13 protein-coding genes are annotated in these 17,351 nt (G+C 38.8%); 7 read left to right on the top strand and 6 right to left on the bottom strand.

Going from position 1 to position 17,351, the window contains the following annotated elements; genetic code table 11:
• The first annotated feature begins 583 nt into the window (after positions 1-583).
• Both ACWXWT_RS15790 and ACWXWT_RS15785 read left to right on the top strand, forming a co-directional pair.
• The gene (locus tag ACWXWT_RS15790) at positions 584-3,562 is read left to right on the top strand and encodes a TonB-dependent receptor (RefSeq protein WP_456042536.1); all 2,979 of its coding nucleotides are present in this window, start codon (positions 584-586) and stop codon (positions 3,560-3,562) included.
• Positions 3,563-3,936: 374 nt separating this feature from the next.
• A complete protein-coding gene (locus ACWXWT_RS15785; protein ID WP_456042535.1) occupies positions 3,937-4,815 on the top strand; it encodes an NAD(P)-dependent oxidoreductase in 879 nt (292 codons plus the stop codon).
• A 297-nt stretch (positions 4,816-5,112) separates the two neighbouring features.
• On the opposite strand, the gene ACWXWT_RS15780 is transcribed toward ACWXWT_RS15785, so the two are convergent.
• Genes ACWXWT_RS15780 through ACWXWT_RS15770 form a run of 3 tightly spaced genes read right to left on the bottom strand, consistent with a single transcriptional unit; the run spans position 5,113 to position 8,509 of the window.
• Entirely contained in the window at positions 5,113-6,354 is a 1,242-nt protein-coding gene (locus ACWXWT_RS15780) for an OprD family outer membrane porin (RefSeq protein WP_456042534.1), read from the bottom strand.
• A gap of 49 nt (positions 6,355-6,403) precedes the next feature.
• A complete protein-coding gene (locus ACWXWT_RS15775; protein WP_456042533.1) occupies positions 6,404-8,038 on the bottom strand; it encodes an FAD-dependent oxidoreductase in 1,635 nt (544 codons plus the stop codon).
• Positions 8,039-8,056: 18 nt separating this feature from the next.
• Entirely contained in the window at positions 8,057-8,509 is a 453-nt protein-coding gene (locus ACWXWT_RS15770) for a cytochrome c3 family protein (RefSeq protein WP_456042532.1), read from the bottom strand.
• A gap of 426 nt (positions 8,510-8,935) precedes the next feature.
• Between ACWXWT_RS15770 and ACWXWT_RS15765 the strand changes: the two genes are divergently transcribed.
• Positions 8,936-9,760 (top strand): MerR family transcriptional regulator, encoded by an 825-nt coding sequence (locus tag ACWXWT_RS15765; protein WP_456042531.1) that lies wholly within the window; start codon positions 8,936-8,938, stop codon positions 9,758-9,760.
• 479 nt (positions 9,761-10,239) lie between these two features.
• Here ACWXWT_RS15765 and ACWXWT_RS15760 read toward each other — a convergent pair whose 3' ends face one another.
• The 3 genes from ACWXWT_RS15760 to ACWXWT_RS15750 are packed head-to-tail and all read right to left on the bottom strand — an operon-like array spanning position 10,240 to position 13,644.
• A complete protein-coding gene (locus tag ACWXWT_RS15760; protein WP_456042530.1) occupies positions 10,240-11,487 on the bottom strand; it encodes an OprD family outer membrane porin in 1,248 nt (415 codons plus the stop codon).
• A 44-nt stretch (positions 11,488-11,531) separates the two neighbouring features.
• Positions 11,532-13,172: an FAD-dependent oxidoreductase gene (locus ACWXWT_RS15755; RefSeq protein ID WP_456042529.1), complete on the bottom strand. Its 1,641-nt coding sequence runs from the start codon at positions 13,170-13,172 to the stop codon at positions 11,532-11,534.
• Between the two features lie 19 nt (positions 13,173-13,191).
• Positions 13,192-13,644 carry a cytochrome c3 family protein gene (locus tag ACWXWT_RS15750; RefSeq protein WP_456042528.1) on the bottom strand — a complete coding sequence of 151 codons (453 nt, stop codon included), beginning with the start codon at positions 13,642-13,644 and terminating at the stop codon, positions 13,192-13,194.
• Positions 13,645-14,099: 455 nt separating this feature from the next.
• Between ACWXWT_RS15750 and ACWXWT_RS15745 the strand changes: the two genes are divergently transcribed.
• The 4 genes from ACWXWT_RS15745 to ACWXWT_RS15730 all read left to right on the top strand — a co-directional run bounded on the left by ACWXWT_RS15745 (position 14,100) and on the right by ACWXWT_RS15730 (position 17,258).
• Positions 14,100-14,924 (top strand): helix-turn-helix domain-containing protein, encoded by an 825-nt coding sequence (locus ACWXWT_RS15745; protein WP_456042527.1) that lies wholly within the window; start codon positions 14,100-14,102, stop codon positions 14,922-14,924.
• A 220-nt stretch (positions 14,925-15,144) separates the two neighbouring features.
• Entirely contained in the window at positions 15,145-15,735 is a 591-nt protein-coding gene (locus tag ACWXWT_RS15740) for a hypothetical protein (RefSeq protein ID WP_456042526.1), read from the top strand.
• A gap of 91 nt (positions 15,736-15,826) precedes the next feature.
• Positions 15,827-16,417, top strand: a complete 591-nt coding sequence (locus ACWXWT_RS15735) for a class I SAM-dependent DNA methyltransferase (protein WP_456042525.1) — start codon at positions 15,827-15,829, stop codon at positions 16,415-16,417.
• A gap of 10 nt (positions 16,418-16,427) precedes the next feature.
• On the top strand, positions 16,428-17,258 hold the full coding sequence (locus ACWXWT_RS15730) for a DEAD/DEAH box helicase family protein (RefSeq protein WP_456042524.1): 831 nt from the start codon (positions 16,428-16,430) through the stop codon (positions 17,256-17,258).
• Positions 17,259-17,351 lie beyond the last annotated feature (93 nt).

Here is a 17,351-nt window from a genome sequence, read left to right as displayed (position 1 = left end):
GTGTCACAATACCAATTACTACCTCAAATGCCTTTAATGTAGCTAGCTACACCAGCAGTCATTTGAATTGTACTTGGCACTGTGACGCAGCCTAAAATAGATCACACTTCAATAAGGACTGGTATAACAGCTATACATTACGCTTCAACGCCCCAGTCCTTTTATCTAACAAGGTGTCAGCCATGTAAACTGACACCTTTGCCCCGCTCAACGCACCTAAAACAACCAAAGATAATCGTTCATCTATCGTTTAGTGGTATCAACAAAAATCTTCAGCATGTCGATACGGCTTTATCATGCTGCATTCGTACACCAGAGTTAGCACCATTAGTAAAATAAGTTAATTCTTTGACTCCTACCTATACTCATCCAACAATTCATACCGAAAATACAAATTTTTATTCAAATACTTAAACCGTGCCTTTTTACAATTAAGACACTTTGGTATGACAGCTTAAATAATTTGGTAATAATGCGTTGCAATTATTGGTAATGTGTTATATAAATGTTACCGTTGATTAAAACAACAACAATTGGTTATACCGAAAGGTAATACCAAACAAAAAATTCTTTGGGGGGAATTATGAAGTTGAATAAAATAAGCGCTATGTTCCGTAGTGCAAAAAGCAACGCTAACAATATCACAATTTTTGGTGCCACTTTAACCGCAATGTTAACAATGCCAGCAGCATTTGCAGCAGACACAACAGAACAAGTTAACGCAGAAAAAAGTGAAATTGAAGTAATTGCCGTGCGAGGGATATTTGGCAGCTTAAAAGCGGCTAACTTACTCAAACGTACCGACAATCGTATTGTGGATGTGATTGTTGCTGAAGACATTGGTAAATTACCCGACAACAACATTGCCGAAGCATTACAACGAATCACTGGGGTATCTATCGAGTCTGATTTTGGTGTCGGTGAGTCTGTGACAATTCGTGGTGTATCAGAAAATCTTATTTTGCTCAATGGCCGTTCTACTGCTGGTCCCGGACGTGGCGGCGTAAGTTTAGATGATTTTCCTTCAAGCTTTTTAAAAACAGTTGAAGTCATTAAATCACCAACACCAGAAATGATTGAAGGCGCTTTAGGTGGCACTGTTAATATGCAAACCGTACGCCCTTTAGAACTTTCTGAGCCACTTTTTGCACTCACACTCGACGGAGAATACGCAGATAAAACCGAAAACGTAGCACCAAACTTTACGGCTGCAATGGGTAACAACTGGGATTTAGGTGATGCAGGTACATTTGGCGCTTCAGCCAACGTGTCATACCAAGACCGCGAATTACGTCGTGATGAATTTTTTAACAAAGTAAACTTACAAGACGACATAGATATTGATGGCGATGGCGTTGTAGATGTATCGGGTGGCCCAAACGGTAAATACATTCGTAGAACAGAAAGCACAGTAGAACAAAAAACAGAAGAACGTGAGCGTACCGCATACGGATTATCGTTGCAGTGGGCTCCAACCAACGAAGATGGCAATATTTACATCGACATGAACGCAACAAAACTCGATGGGGGCCAAGCGGCTTATTCTATCTTGGATGTTGGCGGAACAGCCGTTGCGAGAAGCGATTCTTACTATGATGCCAATGGCCAACTTCATAACTACGATTTAAGCGGTGTACTTGTTATTCCTAAAACATGGAGTGACTTTACAACCTCAGAAACATCTTCTCATGCTATTGGCGGAGAGTGGAATATTACCGATAACATCGAAATTTCAGCTGAATATTCCATATCAAAATCTGAAGAACGTCAAACAGCCTCTGAATTTAATTTACGTCCAATTGAACGCACAGATCCTACATTAAGCCTTACAACTCATACCAGTACAGCAAGCTCTACCAGCGGCAGCGGAATACCCTCTTATGTGTATGCCGACACAGGAATGTTGACTAACCCAGACAATCTTGTTTTTCGTGAGTTTTACCACAAAACATTAGACACAGACAACGAAGAACAAGCATTACGATTTGACATTAAACTCCATGATGTTGGCGTAGACTTTATTACAGCAGTAAAAGCAGGTGTGCGTTTTACCGATAGAGATTACAGTGCTAACCGTTATGATTTAAAGCCAAACGGAAACACACTTAAAGACTCTTATAAAAAAGCCACAAACGCTGACGGCTTGTATAGCCCCACTTGGATTGACAACCCAATTGTCAGCGACAGTTTTACAACCATTAATGCAAAGAATTCATTCGATCAAACGGGTTTATCTGGTCAAAATGACTTACTAACATACAATGTATATGACGCTGAACGCTTAAAAGATGCTCAAGCCACCTATCTGCTAGTACAAGAAATGCTAAAAGATACGTCCTATGCCATGAACGGAAGCTTAGCCGACAACATGGTTGAAGATACCGGGGCATACAAGTCTATCAATGAAAAAACCAGTGCGATATACGCTCAATTCCATCTCGACTTTGAAGATCTTACCGCTGTAGTGGGTGGACGTTATATTCAAACAGAATTGGACTCTAGCATTGTAGAATCTGTGGATACTAACGGTAATAAAATACTCAATACCGGCAGTAATGATTATTCAGATTTTTTACCTAGCTTAAATGTCACCTATAATTTATCAGAAGAAACCTTAATGCGCTTTGCAGCTGCAAAGGTCATGCGCCGAGCTGATTTTGATGAATTAAGCCCTGCATTATCAATCGATAACTCTTTAGTTACTGGCACACAAGGCTCTTATCAATTAGACCCATACCGCGTAACACAGTATGACCTATCAGTTGAACATTACTTTGGCGACGGTGGCATAGTGTCAGCGGCTATTTTCTACAAAGATGTAAAATCATTTACCCAAACAGACAGCAGCTGTTTAGCTGATTCAAGTACCATTAATGGCCAAAATACCACTCAATGGGACAATATTTGTTTACTTGATACCGCAGGTCAAAGCCAAGGTGACATTATAAATGCTACCCAAGATCAAGGTCTAGCTTATGTCGATGCCCAAAAAGCTGCGGGACGTACAGGAATAAATATCGAAACAGATGTCAATGGTGGCAGTGGTGAAGTAAGAGGTTTGGAATTAGGTTATCAACAACAGTTTAGTTTCTTACCTAGCTTTTGGTCAGGCTTTGGCGTTAACGCCAACTACACTTATGCTGACAGTGAGCAACCCGATGGCAACCCATTACTTAACATCTCAAAACACACAGCCAACACCCAGCTTTATTGGGAAAGTGAAGACGTGCAACTCCGTTTAGCTTACAACTGGCGTGACCGTTATTTAGATGACCAAAGCACCAAACGCGTACAAACCGTTGGCGCCTTAGGTTATAACGTTTTCAACCAAAACAATCCATTAGCTGATAATTATGACCCTACAGTCGGTAATAGTTATCGAGAAGCCAGAGGCCAATTTGATTTCTCTGTAAGCTGGGACATTAACGAAAACTTCACCGTTGTCGCCAATGCAGTTAACTTAACTGGCGAGCCTATTGTTTACACTACAGAGCTTGACTCTATCTGGGCTTACAGCGAAGCAGACCGTCGATACACGCTTGGTGTTCGAGCAAAATTCTAATCCGGTAAAACTAAACGTATAAGCCTATCGACCTTGATAGGCTTTTTTCTAACAAACCAACAAAAGCTAACGATACAAATGGCGATAACGTTGAGCGTATCCACCCGAAAAGTTCATCATATTGTGATGACAAACAACCATTAGCCTCAAAATGGTTTACCAAGATTATAACCAAAAACAATATTGGTATGTCCATCACCAACAATTGGTTGACAATGTGGTCAGGGTTATTTAATATTTTGTAATACAACTTGGTAAACTTATGTAATATTTTGTAAAACAGATTACTCATATAAATAACATCGCGCACACAACACTAAGTGGGCGATGGTCGTTATCAAATAAGCATTACCCAATATATTTAGGAGTTAAATATGACAAAACCAGTCATCGGTTTCATCGGTCTTGGCCTCATGGGCGGCAACATGGTTGAGAACTTGCAAAACAGGGGTTACCAGCTAAATGTAATGGACCTTAACAAAGAAGCGGTTGCTACATGTGTTGCTCGCGGCGCTACGGCAATCAATTCGGCTAAAGAGCTTGCAGCAGCCAGCGATATTGTTATGTTTTGTCTTACCACATCTGCCGTGGTTGAAAAGTTAGTTTATGCCGATGACGGCATTCTAGCGGGCATTAAAGAAGGAGCTGTACTCATTGACTTTGGTACTTCTATACCGGCTTCAACCCGTAAAATAGGCGCAGATTTAGCAAAAAAAGGTGCCGGTATGATAGATGCCCCACTTGGCCGTACACCGGCTCATGCTAAAGATGGCTTACTTAATATCATGGCCGCTGGTGATATTGACACATTTAACAAAGTTAAACCGGTACTCGATGACCAAGGCGAAAATGTATTCCACCTCGGCGCACTTGGCGCAGGTCACACCACAAAACTGATTAATAACTTTATGGGCATGACCACAGTTTGTGCCATGTCACAGGCTTTTGCTGTTGCCGATCTTGCCGGTGTTGACCGCAAACAGTTATTTGACATCATGTCGGCAGGCCCTTCTAACTCCCCTTTCATGAAGTTTTGTAAAAACTATGCCGTTGATGGTGTGAGTGATTTAGGTTTTTCAATTGCCAATGCCAACAAAGATTTAGGCTATTTTTTAGCGATGGTAGACGATTTAGGGACTCAGTCTAAAATTGCAGAAGGCTCTTCTGCTAATCTTCAAGCAGCATTTGATGCAGGTTTAGGCAATGGTAACGTACCAGAGATTTTCGACTACTTTCTTAAACTAGAAAAGTAATCAATTTAGTCTCGTTGTGGGCACAACACCACGTTAATGGTGCCTAAAATCATAAGCACAGATATCAAAACATGATATCTGTGCTTAACTTTTAGTTTATTAGGTAAGTGAGTTTAATTGACACCCTAATCATCTCATTCATTAAAACAGAAACGCATAACTTACCTATTAGTATTATCTACACAATCAATTAAACGGCTGCATCAACACAATCTACAGCCGTTTTCATTCAAGCTTCTGTTGGACATCAAACTCATCGTTAGTACGTCACAAAGCTCACAACCATTGATAAATATTTTAAATATTGAAGTTATACTTGATGTAAAATCGAGTATCGGTAAAGTCATCGCCACTCTCTTTTTCAACAATGGCATGTCTTGCACGCACACTTAAACCTTTCATCCATTTATCAAGTGAATAACCTAACGATAAATCTGTTTCATCTACCTTGCTATCAGATATGTCCGACACATCAAATTGACCACGATAAACAAACGCTTTTAATCCTTTAATGCCAATGGCACCAAAATCATAACTCAATTTAATTGCTTTAGCCGTTTCGTTGGCACGATTGCCCGCTTGAGTTGACTGCATAATCACCACTTTATCGTCACCCCAAGGTGCTAAAAGCGCATCGTCGCCTGTTTCGCCATATTTTAACATCAAATCGGCACCTGCAAATTTAACGCCTAAGTCAACACCATATTGATAAGTGTCAAAGGCTCCGCCAGTTTCATCGCCTATTGATTTCTCAATCAGATAAGAAGGTGCTAAATACACATTTGTGTCGCCAATGTCAGTAGACAGATTCACTTTTGCATGGGTTAAATTGAACACATCCGCCATGTTATACGTCCACAGCGATGCATTCGCTTTTATATCATCAGAAGCAAGTTTGTAGTTTGCCCCTAATACATAAACTGGATTATCAGCAACTTCGGTCTCTGGTGAGATGCGATGATCTCGCACTAAGTCAGCTTTTATTGCTTCGTTAACTTTAATGAAATTATTTTCATTCCAACCAATTGAATCAGTTATATAAAATGCTGACAAAGATAAATTTTCAATCGTTTTATTGGTGACAGAAAAACCTCGATACGATCTTGGTATAGCACGAATATCATGTGGATTCATATAAGGTGAACGTATTTCTTGCGCACCAAGTCTAAAGGTAGTGTTCCACCACTCGCCTTGCACATAATATTCTTGCATACGGTTCACGTTTTGGTGATCACCATTGGCATCTGTTCCCAACAAGCTATATACCGCTTTAGTATCATCGGCCCACAATTTGTTTGATGACGCAAATGTTGTCCCAAAACTAATACCGTTGACCTCCGCTGTTTTGTAATAAAATAAACCACCAATTGATGTATCGTGTTTGTCTTGAGTGGCACCTTCGTAATCTTTACTGAAATCAAATAGGCGCAATTGTACTTTCATGCTGCCTTCAGAAAACATGTTGTCAACTGTAGTATCTGCAATAGCAGGTACTGATAATACAGACAAAATAATGGCCGCAAGGTATGTCTTTTTCATTTTCTTTTCCTAGTAGGATCTATGGTTGAAGAATTGTCTTTAACTACAATTAACGTTGTGCAACATGTTGCCCAGCAAGGCGCCCGAAGGTTGCAGCGCGACCGACACTGATCGCAATAATGGGGAATGGATAATCATTCGCCCCACCAAAAAATCCGCCCGATGCATTACCTGCGGCATAAAGCCCTTCAATGACGTTTTCGTTTTTATCCAATACCTGCATGTCGGTATTAATATTTAACCCACCCAATACAGTGGATACACAAGCAAGCCTTGGGATGCAGTAAAATGGTGGTGTGTTGATTGGGGAGAGATCAATGGCAATTTTACCAAAATCTTCATCTTGGCCTTTTTTAAATAACTCATTGTATCGGTTAACACTTTTTACTAAGTTTTCTGGTTCTATGCCGGAAAGACGGGCCAGTTCTTCAATTGTGTCAGCTTTAATGATGGTGCCTGCTTTGAGCGCTTTAGCGAATAAGTCAGGACTAATAGGACTCGTTACCCTTGGTGGAAACTGCTTAATATTGGCTTGCCAATTTGCATCCAAAATATTGTAATAATACCCATTGGCTTTCGGCCCTTTAGTGGTCTGGTTACCCATTAAATAGAATGGAATATCTTCATTAGTAAAGCGTAAACCATCATTTAACACCGACAACCAAGGTTGACCACGTCCAGGTGCGTCACCTTTGCCGATATCGAGACTTGAATGCACATGGGCCATTTTAGTATGAGGTGCAGACTCTAAATCAGCTCCAATCCACATGCCCATTAAATGACCATCTCCGGTATTAAATGCTGGGGTATAGTAGCTGCTAAAACCAACTGCAGACGGGCAATACTTGGCAACCATGTCTAGGTTTCCGCCGTAATCACCTGTGCATAAAATGACACCTTTTTTAGCATTAAACTGAGTATATTTACCGGTGAGTTCAGATTTACTGATAACACCTGTTACCCGGCCTTTTTTATCACGAATAAGCTGCACTGCGGGTGAGTGAAAGCGGAAATCTACCCCCTTTTCAATGGCAACTTTAGCAACAACGTTCATTGCCTTCATTAAGCCACCTTTCCAAGTATGAGCAGTAGAAAAAGCGTTAAACCAATGCTTACCACCACTTTCGCCCGTAGGCGTACCAGCATGGCTCAAAAACTTGGCCGGTAATCCTTGTGCTGTTGTAATCTTGTTTACCCAATCGAATGCTTCGCCACTATGATCCGCCCACTTTTTCACTAATCTAAAGTTGGGTTTATTTAAGCTTTGAAACATAAACTCATTAATGGCATCCATTTTGTTAATATGACAATTTTTTTGTAGCTGTAATGCAGAATCTATTGCCCCAAATACAGTCCCGTGGCACATAACAACAGGCCCTTTTTGAAGTACGATGGTGCTAGCGCCCGCTTCAAAGGCTGATAAACTTGCTGTGACGCCAGAAATCCCCGCCCCCACAACAACCACATCTGTTGTTACCGTTTCACTTATTTTCGATGCAGGAATGGGTGCCGGAGGCGTTTCAAACCCTACAGAACAATCAAATTCCGAATAAGGTTTCGCTTCAGCTTGAGATGCCATTCCAGGAAGTAAACTCGTAGAAGCAACACCCAATGCCGAAATGGCACCTTTCCTGATGAAGTCTCTACGTGTAACATCTGCTATTTTATTATTTTTAGCGTTCATAGTTGCCTCTCAATATCACTATTTAATTTGTTTCCAGCGTGCAGGAAGGGTCTTCATCCAAGGTTGTACATGACAATCTGCACACATTAATGTTGATGCTTGATGCATGCTGTGGCAGTCAGCACATTGCATATCGCCAACATGTTGAGAATGTGGAAACACTTCATCACCTTTATATTGATAGACAACCTTTTTATTAACATCTTCAATGTCATGGCAACTGAGGCAAAATGTATCTCCTAAGTTTAGTTTTGCCGTATTTTTTGTTATTTTGGGTAAGCCATCATCATGGCAATCTTTACAAGACAGGCCAGCATCTCCATGTGAACGAACTAAAAAGTCCCCTGACTTAATTGAGTTGGAATAATATTTTAAATCTTTTTTTACGTTGTCTTTTGCTATTGCTGGATTTAAGTTTATAAATAAAACAACCACCACAACAGATAACGCGGTAAGGTATTTTTTGGTCATATTTAAATGTCCTACTTCTATTATTTAATTTCTTTTGAATCTAAATAGGTGCAAGTGTAATAAATAATATTTATTACTTTTTATAAAAGACACAAACTCACTTATTAGCGTCATCATTGCTCTGTGGTTGTGCTTCTATGAATCGACTGTAAATGTTAAAGCCACTTTAAGGTCAATCAGCTTGCAGCGATACAAACTGGTTTTGTGACCATGTTCTGATTTATGTTGTAAATGGGAGGATGGGCCTGACATATCACATTAAACATATGTATTTTTTCAATGTGTGGTCAGTTTCTACATATGGTTATTTCATTATTGTTATGATGTGTACATGCATTTGACAGCAACGTTGCATCACATTTACGTGTAAAAAAACAAGCATTCGTGTTGTATTGATTGATATTTATTGGTAGGAAAGATTTTTTTATGAAACTGAAGATCAAAGAAGTAGCAAAAATTTTTAACTGCACAACAGAAGCACTTCGGTTCTATGAAAAAGAAAATGTGCTTATTCCTAAGCGAGACCCTGAAAATAATTATCGTTATTATGGTGTGCAACATTTAAAACTATTGTCTAAATGTAACTTTTTCCGTTCTGTCGGTTTCTCTGTTAAAGAAGTAACTGACATCATGGACCATGGCACAATTAACACAATTGGTAACGAATTACGAAATAGAGAAACAGACCTTATAAAAGAGGCTGAAAGATTACTTGAAATTAGCCGAACACTAGCAAACTATCGTAATAAAATTGAAAGTATCCCTTTAGAACTGAACACATTCAATGTGGTAAACAGCCCTGAAATGTTATTACTTATCAATCAACACAATGATGATGTATTTAATCAATCTGAGTATTTAAGAGTGACGGCAAGTCTTTTAAAATGTTTCCCATTTATAAATATATCTATATTGGTTAAACAACACGATGTGTTAAATGAAAACCATTGGTCACGCTACCATGGATACAGCATTAATAAATCGAGCAGGTTTTATAATGATTTTAATCAAGAGGCACTAATCACTACCATACCCTCAAAAAAATGCTTATACACCATACAGTCTTTTAATTTAACTCAAGACAGTAAAATGCGTGCAATCCAACGCATTAAAGACTTTATTAACAATAATAATTATATTGTTAATGGCGACATGATTGGTAATCAACTGTTTGTAGACAATGAAAAATACCTTGACCGAAAAAAGCCTGCAGGACTTATATATTATGAATATTGGATACCGATAGAATAGTTATACCAATCCCATTAAATATCAGGTCAGTTCAGAGTCTCTCAGGTTTTTCAATTCAAGGCACATTGATGTAGAAATGGTTGTTCCCTTTTAAATCGATGTAACACAGAAGTGGAAAACCTGAGAGACGCCATTCTGGCAGGGTTCAAAGTCCTTTGTGCTTCGTTAGATGCTTTCAAAATACGACTGCATGGTCTATTTTTTTCCATAAAAAATAAGACATTCCCACCCTCCATGGCGGTCAGATACTGGAGGTAGAGTAACGCAGGAGCTTGTTACCGAGGATCACGATTCGCTTCAATCATCTGCCTTGCCTACAGCACTTTGAACTCCCGCTGAAAGATCACATATTTAATAGGATTGGTATTAGATAGCTTCAAACCAGACTCTAGAAAGGGATAAGCTTGTGAACTTGATAAAATAAAGCCTTGAAGGGAGCATTTTCAAGGCTTTAGTGATAGGTGGATGATAAGATTTAGCTATTTACCAATGGTGAAATAGTACCTTAAGTAAAGTCGCGTATCGTTATAGTCGACCCCGGTTTCTTTCTCTACAATAGCGTGTCTGGCACGAATACTTAATCCTTTACACCATTTATCGAGCTTATAGTTAATGGCAAAATCTGTTTCATCAATTTTATCACCAAGGTAATCAGATGCATCAAACTGGCCGCTAAATACATAAGCCGTTAATCCTTCAATACCTTGTTGACCAAAGTCATAAGCTAACTTAATTGCTTTAACCGCTTCATTAGCTTGGTTACCTGCTTGGTTGGCCTGCATTGGTACAACTTTACCATCCCCCCAAGGAGCCATAATTTTATCATCGCCCGTTTTTCCGTATAACAGTGTAAGATCTGCGCCAGCATACTTAGCACCTAAATGAAATCCATATTGATGAGTATCAAATGCACCTGCGGTTTCTGAGCCAATCGATTTTTGGCTTAGATAAGACGGATTAAAATAAACATTAGTAGCACCAATTTGAGTAGATAGCTTAAGTCCGGCATACGTAAAATTAAGCACGTCATCCATATGATAATTCCACAAGCTGGCACTCGACTTTACCTTTTTTGTCGGTAAATTATATTTTACACCAAGTACATACACAGGATTGTCAGCTATTTCAGTGTCTGCATTTATACGACCTGTTCGTAATAGTTCTGCTTTTACCGCTTCGTTAGCCTTAACAAAATTATTATCATCCCATCCCATAGAGTCCGTTATATAAAAAGCCGATAATGTTAAGTTATCGAAGCTGTTATTGATCGCTGTAAAACCACGAGTTGTTCTTGGTACACCACGAGCATCATGTGGACTCATAAAAGGTGATGCAACTTCTTGCGCACCAAGCCTAAATTTAGTGTCAAACCAATCACCTTGCATATAATATTCTTGCATGCGATTTATACTGACATGATTTCCATCACTATCTCTTGCAAGCAAGCTATAAACGGCTTTTGAATCATCAACCCAAATTTTATTGATACTTGCATATGTTGTCCCAAAGCTGAGGCCATTCACTTCCGCAGTTTTATAGTAAAATAAGCCACCAATTGACGTATCTTGTTTATCTGTCGTACCGCCGTCAAAATCTCTACTGAAATCATAAAGTCGTAATTTTATGTCCATGCTTCCTTCTGAAAACATGTTGTTGAATGTAGTATCAGCATATGCTTGCCCTGACAGTACAGCTAAAACCAATATTGATAAAAGTTGTTTTTTCATTTGTGCATTACCTATTTAATGAGGGTAATAAAAAATTTGTGTTATCAAACATTATTTTTTGCAGCATGTTGTCCTGCAAGGCGTCCAAAGGTTGCCGCTCGACCAACACTGATTGCAATAATGGGAAATGGATAATCATTCGCTCCGCCAAAAAAACCACCCGATGCGTTGCCAGCAGCATATAAGCCTTCAATGATGAGTTCGTTTTTATCAAGTACCTGCATATCGGTATTGATATTGAGCCCACCTAAGACTGTTGATACGCAAGGTAATCTAGGGATGCAGTAAAATGGTGGTTTCTTAATCGCAGTAAGATCTATAGCGATTTTACCGAAGTCTTCATCTTCGCCTTTTTCGAATAGCTGGTTGTAGCGATTCACCGTTCTGACTAGGTTTTTGGGATCTATCTTAGAAAGGCGAGCAAGTTCTTCTATTGTGTCGGCTTTAATGATGGTCCCTGCTTCTAGCGCATTGGTAAATTGTGCCTCACTAATTTTTTTCGATACTCGTGGAGGAAATTGCTTTATGTTTGCTTGCCAGTCTGCATCTAAAATATGGTAATAGTAGCCGTCAGCTTTTGGTCCTTTAGTGGTTTGATTACCCATTAAATAGAAAGGAATATCTTCATTGCTAAAACGAAGACCATCGCTTTGAACGGCTAACCAAGGTAAACCGCGCCCTGGTGCATCACCTTTACCTATATCTAAGCTTGAATGGACGTGTGCCATTTTAGTATGAGGTGCAGCTTCTAAGTCTGCACCTATCCACATTCCCATTAAGTGGCCATCACCAGTGTTAAAAGCTGGAGTGTAATAGCTACTAAAGCCCGCAGCAGAAGGACAATACTTAGCAACCATGTCTAAGTTTCCGCCGTAATCTCCAGTACATAGGATGACACCTTTCTTAGCGTTAAACTGGGTGTACTTTCCGGTAAGCTCAGATTTGCTGATAACGCTTGTTACACGACCTGTATTATCACGAATAAGTTGAACTGCAGGTGAATGGAAACGGAAGTCGACCCCTTTTTCTGCTGCGACTTTGGCCACGATATTCATCGTTGTCATCATCCCGCCTTTCCAAGCGTGGCCAGTACAAAATGAGTTGAACCAGTATTTTCCGTCACTTTCTCCTGTCGGTGTTCCTATGTGGCTAGCAAATTTAGCCGAAACGCCTTTTCTAGTTGTTATTTCATTCAACCAATCAAATACTTCACCGCTGTGATCTGCCCATTTTTTGACTAGTTTAAAGTTTGGTTTGTTCAAGCTTTGGAACATAAACTCATTGATCGCATCCATTTTGTTTATATGGACGTTTTTCTCTAGCTGTAATTTAGTATCAATAGCTCCCATACCGAAGCCGTGGCACATCACCACAGGGCCTTTTTGAAGTACAATGGTGCTAGCACCCGCTTCAAAGGCTGATAAACTTGCTGTGACGCCAGAAATCCCCGCCCCCACAACAACCACATCTGTTGTTACCGTTTCACTTATTTTCGATGCAGGAATGGGTGCCGGAGGCGTTTCAAACCCCACAGAACAATCAAATTCCGAATAAGGTTTCGCTTCAACTTGAGATACCATTCCAGGAAGTAAACTCGTAGAAGCAACACCCAATGCCGAAAAGGCACTTTTTTTCATGAAGTCTCTACGTGTGACATCTACTATTTTGTTATCTTTAGTGCTCATAGTTGCCTCTTTGTATAAATTAATTGATTTGTTTCCAGCGTGCAGGAAGGGTTTTCATCCATGGCTGAACGTGACATTCAGCGCACATCAATGTTGACTCTTGGTGCATGCTATGACAGTCAGCACATTGCATATCGCCTAGGTGCTGAGAATGTGGAAAGACTTCATGTCCTTTATATTTAAAAACAACCTTGTTATTGACCTCGTCAGCGTCGTGGCAATTTAGGCAGAACTTATCACCCAAGTTATGTTTAGAGGTGTCTTGTGTTATTTTTGGCATACCTTTTTCATGACAATCTTTGCAAGACAAACCTGCATCACCATGAGACTTCCCTAAAAGCTGACCCGACTTAATAGAGCTAGAATAATATTTAATATTTTTATTTATATTATCTTTAGCATTAGCTTCACTAACACTCGCAAATAAAACAATCACCACTATTGATATAATGGCAAAGCTGTTCTTTGGCATTTTCACACTCCCTACTTTTATTTAATTATCACTCACTAAATAATGCCCAAGCATGTTTTTGCTGTGCATCATTTAGTGATTTATCATTAGAGATACATACCGCGCGATTGAACACTATTGTTACCTATTTAGTGATATCTGTTGCGCTGATGTGGAAAACTGTAAAGCCTGAAGTGGCTTCAAGGTCAATTTAGAAAAATCACCATTCATTGATTTTGTGATCAGGTTCTAATTTATTTTTTTATTTGTATTTTTAGATCGTAAAACATCCATAATTAATAATTTATTGTTAATATTTTTGGCCAACCTCTAACTTTTTAATTGATTTTTTTTGCTATTATGCTGTTTGAATTTAAGTTTTTTCGAAATGATTAAAATTCAAATTTCAGTTTATTTTTAACATTCAAAGAAACATTGCAGTAGACTGTTTTTATTGCTAGGCATGAGGTTGTTGTATGAAAATAAAAATTCAAGATATGGCTAACATTGTTAACTGCACCCCAGAAACATTGCGATTTTATGAAAAAGAAAATGTTCTTTTACCTAAAAGAGAAACTAAAAATAATTATCGTTATTATGACATTCAAAATTTGAAAATTCTGTCAAAATGTATTTTCTTACGTTCCTTACACTTTTCAATTAAAGATATAACAAAAATAATAAGTGATGGAACAGTTGATAACGTTGATAAGATACTATTAAAAAAAGAAGCGGAGCTTATAAATGAATCAGATAGACTTCTAGCCACTATTAAAGCACTTACAGACTATAGAGAAAAGATAGAAAAAATCTCAACCTATTTTAATAAGTTCTCAGAGGTTGAAATCCCTGAGATGTTACTTTTTATAAATCAACATAATGATAGTATTTACAAAGGCGTCGACATACAAAAGGAAACCGCTAAACTATTCAAAAACTTCCCATTTATTAACACTTCAATTATGGTTAAAAAAGATGATGTAGTGAATGATAAAGTATGGTCAAGATACCTTGGTTATAGTGTTAATGTATCCAGTAGATGTTACCGTTACTTCAAGGATGATCCTTTAATGAAAAAGATCCCTCCTAGAAAATGTTTGTACACCATTCAGTCATTTCACCTCACAAATGACAGTAAAATAGCTGTAATTAAATCGCTAAGAGACTTTATTAACAATAATAATTATATTGTTAATGGCGACATGATTGGTAATCAACTGTTTGTAGACAATGAAAAATACCTTGACCGAAAAAAGCCTGAAGGACTTATATATTATGAATATTGGATACCGATAGAATGATACCAGTACGCACTTAGAAGAATAAAACGACACTCTTAAACCACCAAGTGCACCAACGGCTTGTACTGTAACAAGACTGCATAATACATTTTACGCAATAACGCTCATGGTTTTATATAAACATACCGGCATAACCAGTCATTACGAACACGTCCTGTCTAGTCAGATTAGACGATACGCGCTATTGTTAGCCCACACGCTCACACATAATGGATAATGATTGTTTACTTATAATATCAATGGCAAAGCCAGCCGATTTTTTACTTACGCAGACCTAATTAATTGTGGTACGACGGCGCTCGAGCATAATATTGAAAACTTGCCATTACAACCAGACACATGGCGCGCACTCAGTTTACTGGCCACCCAAATACTCGACCCTATTGTCGACCAATTTGGCCCCTTGTCGCTAACTTATGGTTTTTGTTCTCCAGAGCTTGCCAGAAAAATTGCTAAAAACCGTAATCCGCATATTGCCCCAAAGCTTGATCAACATTGCTCGCACGAGCTCAATCAAAACCAAAAAGTCATCTGCGACCGCTTAGGTGCTGCCTGCGACTTCACCCTGCTCAGCACCAACGATAACAAGCCGACTGATATGCAACACGTTGCGCAATGGATGTGTGAAAACCTAAAATTTGATCGACTGTACTATTATGGGAAAAATCGACCAATACACATCAGCATTGGCCCACAAATGAATCAATTTATACAAACAATGAAAACCAATGCCGACACCGGCCACCGCGTACCGTCTAAAAAAGGCCGCGGCGAAACTGCCATCGCGGTGATTACGCAGGTGGATTATTAACCTTGATTAATTTGAATAACTATCAATTAATCGCTTGAGGCATTCGTAAAACATAAGATAGAATCAAACTATGTAAATCATAGGGTTAGTTATGTCTACCATCGAATTTTATGACGCAAACTCACAAGCATTTTTTGACTCGACCGTTAATGTTAATGTCAGTGAACTCTACCACCCTTTTATTCAACATCTGCAAATTGGTAGCCGTGTATTGGATGCTGGTTGTGGGTCAGGACGTGACAGTAAAGCTTTTATTAATATGGGCTATAAAGTCACCTCCATTGATGCCAGTGTTGAATTAGCTAAAGCCGCAACAGCATATTCAGGTCAGAAAGTGCATGTGTGTCAATTTGCCCAAATTGATACACTTCAGCAGCACTTTGACGGTATTTGGGCTTGTGCGTCATTACTGCATGTTAGTGAAGCAAGTTTACCTGAAACCTTTACAGCTTTAGCCGATAGTTTAGTAGAAAATGGCGTATTTTATTGTTCATTCAAACATGGCGATCAAGAACGTAATCATAAAGGAAGATTTTTTACTGATGCTAACGAAACCCGACTAGAGCAATGGCTTAAACAAACTCATTTGACGATACTACGAACGTGGATAACAACCGATGTTCGTCCAGGGCGAGATAATGAACAATGGCTCAATGCTATATTAATTAAAACCACCAAATAGAGATGTATAAATGAAACTAGCAGAAGGACCTGTACTAACCAGTGGTGGTAAAGATGACCCTCTTTTACCTAAGTTACTGCAAGCGATTAATCGCGCCAGCAACATTGAAATCTCTGTTTCTTTTATCCAACAATCTGGTCTTAATTTACTGTTTGATGGTTTATCCGATGCGTTAGAACGTGGTGCTAAAATTGATATTATTACGTCAGATTATCTTTCAATTACCGATCCCGTTGCATTACGACATTTAATGATTCTGCAATCTCGTGGGGCGAAAACCAAGATTTTCAACTGTAAAAAGCAACAAAGCTTTCACATGAAAACCTATATATTTGTTAAGCAACATTCTGATTTATCAGAAACCGGCAGTGCATATATTGGGTCGAATAATATCAGCCAAACCGCATTAACCCATGCCTTTGAATGGTGCTTACGCCACGATTTATTAGAGAACCAAGATCCAACTGAGTTTACTTACATTCGTCAGCAATTTTCTAAGATATTCAATCACCCTCAATCTATCAACCTTAACGACCAATTTATCAACACTTATGCTGACCTCAGAAAAAAGGTTAAACCACCATTAGTAATTGTTGATGAAGTTGAGCCAGAAGAACCTATACCCAATTGGGCACAGCAAGAAGCATTAAATGCATTAACCCAAACACGAATAAACTTGCAATCAAAAGGCCTAGTCGTGCTTGCAACTGGTATGGGGAAAACATGGTTAGCCGCATTTGATGTACAACAATTTAATGCACGTAAAGTATTATTTGTTGCACATAGAGAAGAAATTTTATTACAAGCCAGGGCAAGATCACGAAGCTTTACCTTGACTTAAGTTTGTGATCTTATACTTCTTTTTAGTAAGAAGTGAGTTAACCCATGTCGCAACTGCAGCTATTCAAGTACTTTTCAAACATTGATGACCCCC

It is taken from the genome of Shewanella sp. A22 (genome assembly GCF_053850585.1).
Note: the sequence above shows the minus strand (reverse complement) of the source record. Positions and strands in the feature narration are given on the sequence as shown.